Consider the following 8,507-nt stretch of genomic DNA (forward strand, 5'->3'; position numbering starts at 1 on the left):
GGGTGGTCTCGGTTTGGACACCAGAGACAACCCCTTCCTGAGGGGAGTCAGTTGCTACCGAAGTCTAGACCGCTTTGCGACACGACCAACTTCTTTGCCAGCGCTGGCGCTGCAACGCTGGACAACTGCCGGATCACGAACAACGTCTCCAGCACGACAAGCATCATCGCGAGCAACCCGAGCAGCGCACCGAAGCAAGTGGCGATCACGGTCAAGAACTCGGTAATCCAGGGCAGCGGTGCAGGCCAGAACGCGGCCGTGAATATCAGTAGTCGCCCGCGCTCGGTCGTGAAAAACACCTGCCTCAGTTATCCCGACGCGAGCAAAAGCGACATCAAGGGCGCAGGCGCGTCCAACGTGAGCTTCGGCCAGCAGTGTAAGGGCAAGGCTGGCCTCAAAGCACCGAAGAAGGTCGGGAGCGCTGGCAACCTGAGTTCGTTGCCCGCGCCGAGTGTGAGTTACAATGGTACTGGTGGGGGTGCTGCCCGTCGTCGCAAGAAAAAGAAAGGACTGCTGAAGAAAATCATTGGGAGTGTCTTCGGCGGATTCCTCCTAATCATCTTCCTGTTCCTCGGAGCGATCGCGTTTATCGTCGTAGGGGTGCTGGCCGGATTCGGTACGCTCGCGGCTCTTCTTGGCGGCGATTGAGGTGCTTATATACATCACCGACAACCAGACCGAAATCAAACTACACCATGACTGACCCAGACCAATCCTCGACGAACCGACGACAGTTCCTCGCGGCGGGCACGACGGCTGGACTTGCGCTGCTGGCCGGCTGCGGGAGTACCACCGGGAGCAACAACACAACTGCTACATCGACGAGCACGCCGATCCCGACGACGAGCGGCCCCGCACAGTTCGGACGCGCAGCGCTGCTCGGTCCCTCGACGGTCACGCTCGGCAAGCCGTTCCGACTCACGCTTGAGGTCACGAACGTCGGTGGCGAGACCGGCACGCTCAACACGGATATCCATGTCACGGACGGTCGGAGTACCATCGCCCAGCCGATCAAACGGACGATCGACCCCGGTGAGCGTGTGAAGATACAGACCGACCCGGTTCAATTCGACATTGCTGATAGCTACACGTTCGATGTCGGTATCTCGAAGGTAAGCCACACTGTGTCCGTTCAGCCGAAGACAGCCGCCTACGGAACGACGTTCGACCTCTCGGACACGCTCAAGGGGACCGCCAAAAGCATCGAGTTCCGTCCGGCGATTCTCTATTCACCGGCGGGAGGTAGTCAGACGCTCCTCGAACAAGCGTCCTCAAATCAACTGCTCGCGGTCACTCGTGTCGATCTCGAAAACGCCGGTTCGCAACCAGCCTCGATCGGCGGTGAGTTCGAGCTGAAAAACGGTGAGCTGCGACAGACGCTCGGAAGCACAACGCCTCTCAGCGCTGCGAAGATCGAGGGGAAGCCTTTGACCAGTCTTCGGCTTTCGCCCGGTCAACAGCGCTCGGGCTGGCTGCTCGGAGAGATACCGCGCTCGAAGGCTCGCAAAGCGGTCTCGGTCGTCTACCAGCGCGATACATCCGAGACGCCGCCGGAACTCGAATGGACCAGTACCCCGAAACAGGGCACGCGCGAACTTCCGCAGTTCGCTATCGAGAGCTTCCAACTGCCGAAGAGAGTGACGCAGGGCGAGAACGCCACGGCGAACGTGACGATCGCGAACAAAGGCAATTCGACGCGGACGTTCCGAGGGCTGATCGAATCGCGTACCGGCAATAGCGGAAACTGGGGCGGGGTCGCGCCGATCACCGCACAGGTACGGCCCGGCCAGAGCATCCAGCGGAACGTCACGATCAACAGTTCCGCGGATGGGACGATTTCGTATCGACTCGCGCCGTTCAATCAGACGAAAACCGTCGAATACGTGCCGCCAACGTTCGCGTTCGGACAGTCGTACACAACGACCGAGAACGTCAGCGTCACGGTGAGTGATATTCAGGCGGTGCAATCGGTACAACTCGCGGGTGACGAACCAATCCAACGCACGGCCCCATCTGGCAAGCGCTTCGTCATAGCGAAAGTGCGGGCTACCGCCGTTGGTAGGTCAGACGGCACACCACGCGGGGACGAGTTCCAACTGAAAGCGAACGGGCAAACGTTCGCGCAAGCAGACGAAGTGACGAGACCATTGATCTCGCCGGTCGAAGGGGAACCATACGGCGGTGTGTACGACCCGGATAGTGGAGATTCGTTCTCGTGGTATGTCGTGTGGACCGCCCCGAAACAAGTTCCCACCGACGCCATGACCGTGCAGTGGACAAGTCGAGAGGATTCATCGGGCGTTCGAGGTGAGAGCGCCCGCTGGACGAAAGGCGGATCTTAGGGATTAGCACTGGTTTTCAAAGTTCTCACATCACAGACTGTTGTCTTGTTGAAATCAGCGTGCAAGATATAGGATATATTCCGCAGAGGACTATCTGCAGATGGGTGGATATCATTAGCTAGGTGAGCGTCCGCTCCCGTCCTCCCGATGGCGTTTCGCTGGGAGGTGTCGACTTCTACAGTTCCCCGGTCTGCCCCGACTTCTTGGCCTTGAGGAGGTTCTCTCGGAGATATTCCAACTTGTCGAACCCATATATTCTGAGAAGTTCTTCAACTTCCTGCTTGCTGCTTCCAAGACGTTCTAATGGCTGGTCGTGGATGACGATGTACACCACCCGTGTTGTCGGCGACGAAAGCGTCCTCGAACCGCCACGGAGCAGATTGATTTCCTCGCCGACGATGTCCGACATGATCACCGTCGGCGATGGTACACCATCGTCCGTGATGACCCCATCGAGCGTTCGAACGGACGTGTTCATCTCTCCTCCGGTATGTCGAACTTCGCCCATCCCGCGGGGTGTGTCGCTACGAGCGTCGAACGCTATCGTCCCATCCGAATTCGAGATGGCGCAATCCATCACCGTGGCATCGATCCCATTCAACTGGAGGTTCTTCTTTAGGGTCTCCCGTGTATGGGGATGAGGTTCGAAACAGACGATGCCAATCCCGGGAGACTTTTGCCCGACTACACAACTGAAGATGCCAATGTAAGCCCCAATCTCGAAGAAAACATCGCCCTCGTGCATTTCGGTGAACATGTCCTCGAATATCTCATCTGCTGATCCTTCGGCCATGTCGGAAACGGATCGGTTGTCCTTCGCTGACGCCATACGGAATTCCACGTCGACATCACAGATCGTCGTGTGGATGGATTCTCCAGGTGACTGCTCTTCGTCCATGATCGTAATGAGGAGATAGAGGGTGCGCGATATAATAGGACCCGCCACCATCTACGTGATCACTATGCGAGTGTCGCTAACAGCAAATTCGCGCAATTGTACTTGCAAGATACGCGCCCTGCATCTCGTATATCACTTCTGACAAAGATTGGTGAGATTCCTGTGGCCGTGCTGGATAGAGAGCGTGTGTATTCAGCAATCCGGTTTTGGAAGAAGGAGGTTGATTTCAACTCAATAGTGATCGGCACTGCGGATTTCGGTGGGAATCATCATCGGTTCACGCGTCTCAGCCCCGCCCAGACAATGACACTTCCCACGAACGAAGCTATCGCACCGATGACCGCCCACTCCACTGATGTTCCAGTGATCGGTTCGCAGTCTCCGGCACACAAAATGGGATCTATCTGGACGATTCCAAGCCCCTGAACCAACCATAGCATCCCGAGAAGCGCCACGATGACGCCAACAGTCGTCAATCCGGCCGCTTTCACATTTCTCGTGTTGATATTTCGAGTCTCCATCAGAGAAGATGAGGGGCCGTGTATTCTCAAGGTTGACGCCGAGCATGCACGCTTCCTTTATGTCCAGCCGCACAATCACACTTGCATGTCGGTGGTAGTAGCGCTTCATCTGAGGCACGATTCGAGACGGGTCCGACGGTACCACCGGGTATGGGAATAGTGACGATAATGAGATACATAACCGTCGTCATAGCCTGGGAAGATTACATTCAGTCGAAGAACGATCAACAAATGCAGAGAGGCATCAACGACCCGAGAGAGGTTTGGATCGATGGCACGCTCGTCGCGACACAGGAAGCGATACAGTATCTCAATCTTCTCGATGATGGGACCGTCGTCGGGGTCGCCCGATTCAGAGGCGATGCTGATCGGCTCGCAACGATAGAAGACGAGATTCCGGAAATCATCTCTTGCACTGTGACCGGTGGTGAGACGTGGCTGGCGTATATACACTACAAGCCTGGTGAGCTTGAAACAGCCATTCTCGAACGTATCGACACCGAAGCCATCAGTATCGACTGGCCGATGAGGGAGACTGCTGACGGGCTAGAAGTCACGCTCTTCGGTGAGGATGCAGCCCTCCAGCACCTGATTGCTGGCTTCCCTGACGAAGTAGACGTGACTCTCGAGCGCGCAGGAGAGTATCAGTCGGACATGAGTGATCCAGCGGGACAACTCACCAACCGACAACAAGAAATCCTCCGGACAGCACTCACCGCAGGATACTACGATATCCCTCGTCGTACAACACAACGCGACTTAGCCGCCGAGCTTGAACTTTCACGAGGAACGATTGGTGATCACCTTCGACGGGCAGAAGCGAAGATTATCCGGTCGATGATTGTGTGAAGCACGCCCATCTTATCTGTGTCTATCCCTTCGACCACTTACCAGACCGCGACTAGTCAGTGACCGATACGCGCCCTGTATGTATCTCGCACGCTGGATCTCCCAACTGCTAGAAGCGATTCACGCAAAACTATGGGATGCTCCGATAATCACTACAGCTCTCGCTGACGTTTCTCAAAGCATCACTTCTCTTCGTTCATTGGCGTGTAATACTGTCGTCGGCCCTCGCTATCGTGATAGATGAGTTCGCCATCCGGCAAATCCCAGAACGTCCATACGGACGCAAGATCGCCCACCGCACCTGCGGAATTGCCGAATGCGAGAACCGCTGCTGAGGCGATTATCCAGAGATGTTGGCTCCAGACGAGCGCGACGATGCTCACGGGCGTTAGGATGACGAGGGGTGCAAGCGCGATTACGAACAATTCACCGCCCGACTGAAATCTACCATACGTGACGATCTCCGGCGACCAACTCAGCGGGTGGTGGTACTCGAATTGGAACGCTGTTCGTAACCCGAACCAGCGTCCGGCGAGCGCGTGCAGCGCCTCATGACTGACAAGCAAAACGGTGAACATCCCGATCAACCAGAGGATATAGGCCGTCCACTCATCAGCGGTATCTGGTTGCAATACCTCTCGGATGACACGAACAGCAGTGTCAGGATCATGAACGCCAATAACGAGCGCAGGAACCGTCACGAGCACGCCGATGAGCCAGCAAAACAGGATGGCCGTGACGAACCGCGACTGTTCGTATTTGGGTTCGTGCTTCCGGTAGCCTTCGGGCGGCGCTGGCGGCCACTCTGGGGCCATCAATCGTAGCAGTCGTAAGCAGTTTCGCGGTAGGCTTGCTCGCTGTCATCGTGCTGGGCACGCTCGACGGCCGCTCGTGCCTCATCGAGCAGCGCGTGGGCGCGCGAAAGATCGCTACCGTGGAGCGCGTCAATCGCGTACTCGCAGGCTTCGACCGCTTCTTGCTGGTGGTCGTGAGGATCCAAACGGTCCTCCGTGTCGTCGGGCCAGTGAACGTCGTCGCTCATTTGTCTCTTGTCCTCTATTGTGGCCGCGGCGCACGCTCGAAGCGTTTGATCTGTTCGTTTTTCTCGACGCGCTCGTACACCGCGCGTAACGTCTCCTCGGCGCGCAACAGGCCATGGCGATCGAGAAACGCCTGTCCCTCATCGCTCAGTCCATAGAACTTATACGGAAGGTCGCGTTTGCGTCGATCCGATGGGAGCATGTATGTCGCGACGATACCCGCCTCAACCAGCCGTTCGAGATGTTGGTAAATCGTTCCCTCACTCTTGCTTGGATTGACGTAGGCGAGTTCTTTCATCGAGGGGAGCTGTGACGGGTGGCCGAGAATGTTCTGCAGGAGGACGAACCGCGTGTCCTGTGTTGCGACGTGCAACCGCTCGCGCTCTTGCTCGCCCTCGAAGCCGTCCGTCGATGCTGTCTCGCTCATGAGTAGTTGTTCGTCCTGCCGGTACTAATAATTTACCTCGACCAATTTGGTTGCAGAACTGGCGGCTGATTTGGTGAGCAAGATATAATACTGGTTGCTTCGTAACCAGCGTATGGACGACCATTCGGAGCCGGATGTTGAGGATATCGCCGACCGCGCTGCCGAGTACGCCCACCTCGATACGCTCTCGCCGCGCGAATACGAACAAGCACTCGACGCGGTTGCCGAACTGACGCCGCTGTTCGAGTACGAGAGTTCATATTTCGTGCTCGGAAGCTACGGCACGCCAGAAATCCATCGGCTCCAACTCGTCAAAGACCGATTGAACCGTCGCTCCGACGTGTATGCGTTCCTGATGGTGGACATTCGCGGTGAGTGGTCGAATACGCTGGTGAAGTTTCGCATTCTCGCTGACTACGCGACATATCTCGTTGGCGTTGCCGAACACGATCGCAGTGGATTCCTTGTCGAGCAAGGGATGTTCTTTCTCCATCAGCCCTACTTCGAACGAGCGCACGTCCTCAAGCGTGAGTATGACCAATCGACGCTTGATGAGGAATTCGACGGGAGCGAGCCGTACAGTGCGCTCCAACTCGATGGATTTGACCTCCTTGATCGGGAAGGGCGACTGTTCATGTGGACGGATGAAGACGGGTTGATAGCGGCCGTCGAAAGACTCCCATGAATCACATACAGCTATATCGAAAATGATAGCTCAGCTGNCGAAATCGTATGCTCATCACGGCAGTGATCTCGAGTTCAAGCCAAATGCATTCCTCCCCTCCGCTATATCGACAAAAACCGATTCTTTCTCCGTTTATCCCGTCGATTGCTTCCGCTGGGCCTCCGATTCAAGGAATCGGGAGGCCCGCTTGAGGTTTGTCCCGATTGCTTTCGCTATCGACGCGTTCTTCACCTTGATCGTCCCGGTGAACCGTGTTTTCTCCCCATCTTGATGATACACCTCATTGACTAATGACTCAGCACCGGCGCGTAAGTTCAGAAACTCTTCCTCGGCTGGATCGTCCATCCGCTTCCGGCGGTGGGCGAGTTTTACGCTTCGCTCGTCGAAACCGTAACTGTAGAATTGCTGTTTCTCCGTCACGAAACAACTCTCCTGAAGTGGACAGCCGTCACAGAACTCGCTGTCCATTCGGCCAGAGATGCGGCCGCTCTCCATGTATCGCTGCTCGAATGGTTCGTGTCCGGCAGGACACGCAACCATTCTGTGTCCGTCCCACTCCGCCTCCGCGAGCGATAACTTCTCTTCAGAAGGCGGCTGCCCAGTCAGCCCTGTAAAGTGCTGCGTGATCCCGTGATCATCGCAGCACGACTCTACTTCTTTGTGCGTGTAGCCACCGTCTACCAGAAGATCGGTCAATCCTGTCTCGGCTGGTAGCTCTGCCACATCCTCCGCCAGAAGATCTCCATCGTCCGTGTTGTTGGTATCTATCCGAATGGTCGTAATGAGCCGGAACGGATTGTCGCCGTCACACGTTTCGGCGACATTCGTTTTGTATCCACAGTGTGACTCGTTGCCCTTACGGCGGTATGTCGCATCTACGTCGTGTGGGTTTTGCATCGAGTTGCTACTGATCTCGTCGGGCTCTTTCAGCCCGACGCGATCTTCTTGATCGGAGTCAGTCTCCTCTGACTGGCGCGTCTCAGCACCGGCCTGGTCTGTCTCATTCTCAGGAGACGTGAAGTTCCTGATTGGTTCCCATCCCGGTGACGGCGGGTCACCGGGATGGTCATCATCGTCAGTATATTCCTCAGAGTCCAGCTCGTCGTCTTCGAGTTCGCCAATACGATAGCATTGCTCGTCAAGGACCTGCTGAAGATGAGCAAAACTCACACGCTCAGCATATTCTTGGTCGTCTGCAAACCGCTCAACAAGCCAGGCGGTATGCTCGACGAGCGTTTCCATCGTCGAGTCAACCTCTCCCGGTTCCAGTTCATACGAGAGCTCAAGATTCTCCGCCTCGGCGAACTCGTCCATCCCGGCTGGGAGTTCATGGACGATCTCGTCAGGGAGATCGTCCAGGAAGTTGTACACGACTTTGGCAATCAGGTCGATCCGGGAGAGTTGCTTGATGTTGGCCTCAATGAACGTTGAATCCATCCGCTGGGTGCTCGCGTCGATCTCGAACTCTTCTTGGAGGTAGCTGCGGTGGTCTTCGAAGACCTCGTGCAGCAGGTCTCGACCTGTTTCTTCCTCGAATTCCATCAGCCGTCGGCGGAAATTCGTGAACGTCTTCGCACAGATATTATCACCGAGCGTCTCTTTACCCAGCGCGTTTCGGACGCGAAAGTCGAACAAGTAGGCGTGTTCGAGCTGTTCATCGGACAGTCCAAGTAGGTGCTTGATGATCTCCAGCGAAACCAACTCGTTGACCGGTTTGTTCGGACGGCTATACCCGCCATGGTATA

8 protein-coding genes and 1 pseudogene are annotated in these 8,507 nt (G+C 56.1%); 4 read left to right on the forward strand and 5 right to left on the reverse strand.

Annotated features, from left to right (window positions below):
* Both C448_RS16490 and C448_RS12250 read left to right on the forward strand, forming a co-directional pair.
* Positions 1 to 648: pseudogene (locus C448_RS16490) on the forward strand (hypothetical protein); the annotation flags it as partial.
* 47 nt (positions 649 to 695) lie between these two features.
* A complete protein-coding gene (locus C448_RS12250; RefSeq protein ID WP_004055195.1) occupies positions 696 to 2,342 on the forward strand; it encodes a DUF4352 domain-containing protein in 1,647 nt (548 codons plus the stop codon).
* A gap of 175 nt (positions 2,343 to 2,517) precedes the next feature.
* Here C448_RS12250 and C448_RS12255 read toward each other — a convergent pair whose 3' ends face one another.
* Complete coding sequence (locus C448_RS12255; RefSeq protein ID WP_160162791.1) at positions 2,518 to 3,240, reverse strand: FkbM family methyltransferase; 723 nt, start codon at positions 3,238 to 3,240, stop codon at positions 2,518 to 2,520.
* A 671-nt stretch (positions 3,241 to 3,911) separates the two neighbouring features.
* On the opposite strand from C448_RS12255, the gene C448_RS12260 reads away from it, so the two are divergent.
* A complete protein-coding gene (locus C448_RS12260; protein ID WP_004055199.1) occupies positions 3,912 to 4,610 on the forward strand; it encodes a helix-turn-helix domain-containing protein in 699 nt (232 codons plus the stop codon).
* A gap of 182 nt (positions 4,611 to 4,792) precedes the next feature.
* On the opposite strand, the gene C448_RS12265 is transcribed toward C448_RS12260, so the two are convergent.
* The 3 genes from C448_RS12265 to C448_RS12275 are packed head-to-tail and all read right to left on the reverse strand — an operon-like array spanning position 4,793 to position 6,077.
* Complete coding sequence (locus tag C448_RS12265; protein ID WP_004055201.1) at positions 4,793 to 5,425, reverse strand: DUF3267 domain-containing protein; 633 nt, start codon at positions 5,423 to 5,425, stop codon at positions 4,793 to 4,795.
* Positions 5,425 to 5,652 (reverse strand): hypothetical protein, encoded by a 228-nt coding sequence (locus C448_RS12270; protein ID WP_004055202.1) that lies wholly within the window; start codon positions 5,650 to 5,652, stop codon positions 5,425 to 5,427. Before C448_RS12270 ends, C448_RS12265 begins: the two co-directional genes overlap by 1 nt.
* Before the next feature lie 14 nt (positions 5,653 to 5,666).
* On the reverse strand, positions 5,667 to 6,077 hold the full coding sequence (locus C448_RS12275; protein ID WP_004055210.1) for a PadR family transcriptional regulator: 411 nt from the start codon (positions 6,075 to 6,077) through the stop codon (positions 5,667 to 5,669).
* Positions 6,078 to 6,189: 112 nt separating this feature from the next.
* Between C448_RS12275 and C448_RS12280 the strand changes: the two genes are divergently transcribed.
* A complete protein-coding gene (locus tag C448_RS12280; RefSeq protein ID WP_004055212.1) occupies positions 6,190 to 6,762 on the forward strand; it encodes a hypothetical protein in 573 nt (190 codons plus the stop codon).
* 132 nt (positions 6,763 to 6,894) lie between these two features.
* Here C448_RS12280 and C448_RS12285 read toward each other — a convergent pair.
* Positions 6,895 to 8,507: transposase (locus C448_RS12285; RefSeq protein WP_004055214.1), on the reverse strand; the 1,613-nt coding region annotated here is incomplete at its 5' end.

The sequence above is a fragment of the Halococcus morrhuae DSM 1307 genome, assembly GCF_000336695.1.
Lineage (GTDB): Archaea > Halobacteriota > Halobacteria > Halobacteriales > Halococcaceae > Halococcus > Halococcus morrhuae.

Coding starts and splice junctions, on each gene's coding strand:
- C448_RS12280 (WP_004055212.1), top strand. CDS start 6,190: ATGGACGACCATTCGGAGCCGGATGTTGAGGATATCGCCGACCGCGCT.
- C448_RS12255 (WP_160162791.1), bottom strand. CDS start 3,240: ATGGACGAAGAGCAGTCACCTGGAGAATCCATCCACACGACGATCTGT.
- C448_RS12270 (WP_004055202.1), bottom strand. CDS start 5,652: ATGAGCGACGACGTTCACTGGCCCGACGACACGGAGGACCGTTTGGAT.
- C448_RS12265 (WP_004055201.1), bottom strand. CDS start 5,425: ATGGCCCCAGAGTGGCCGCCAGCGCCGCCCGAAGGCTACCGGAAGCAC.
- C448_RS12250 (WP_004055195.1), top strand. CDS start 696: ATGACTGACCCAGACCAATCCTCGACGAACCGACGACAGTTCCTCGCG.
- C448_RS12275 (WP_004055210.1), bottom strand. CDS start 6,077: ATGAGCGAGACAGCATCGACGGACGGCTTCGAGGGCGAGCAAGAGCGC.
- C448_RS12260 (WP_004055199.1), top strand. CDS start 3,912: ATGGGAATAGTGACGATAATGAGATACATAACCGTCGTCATAGCCTGG.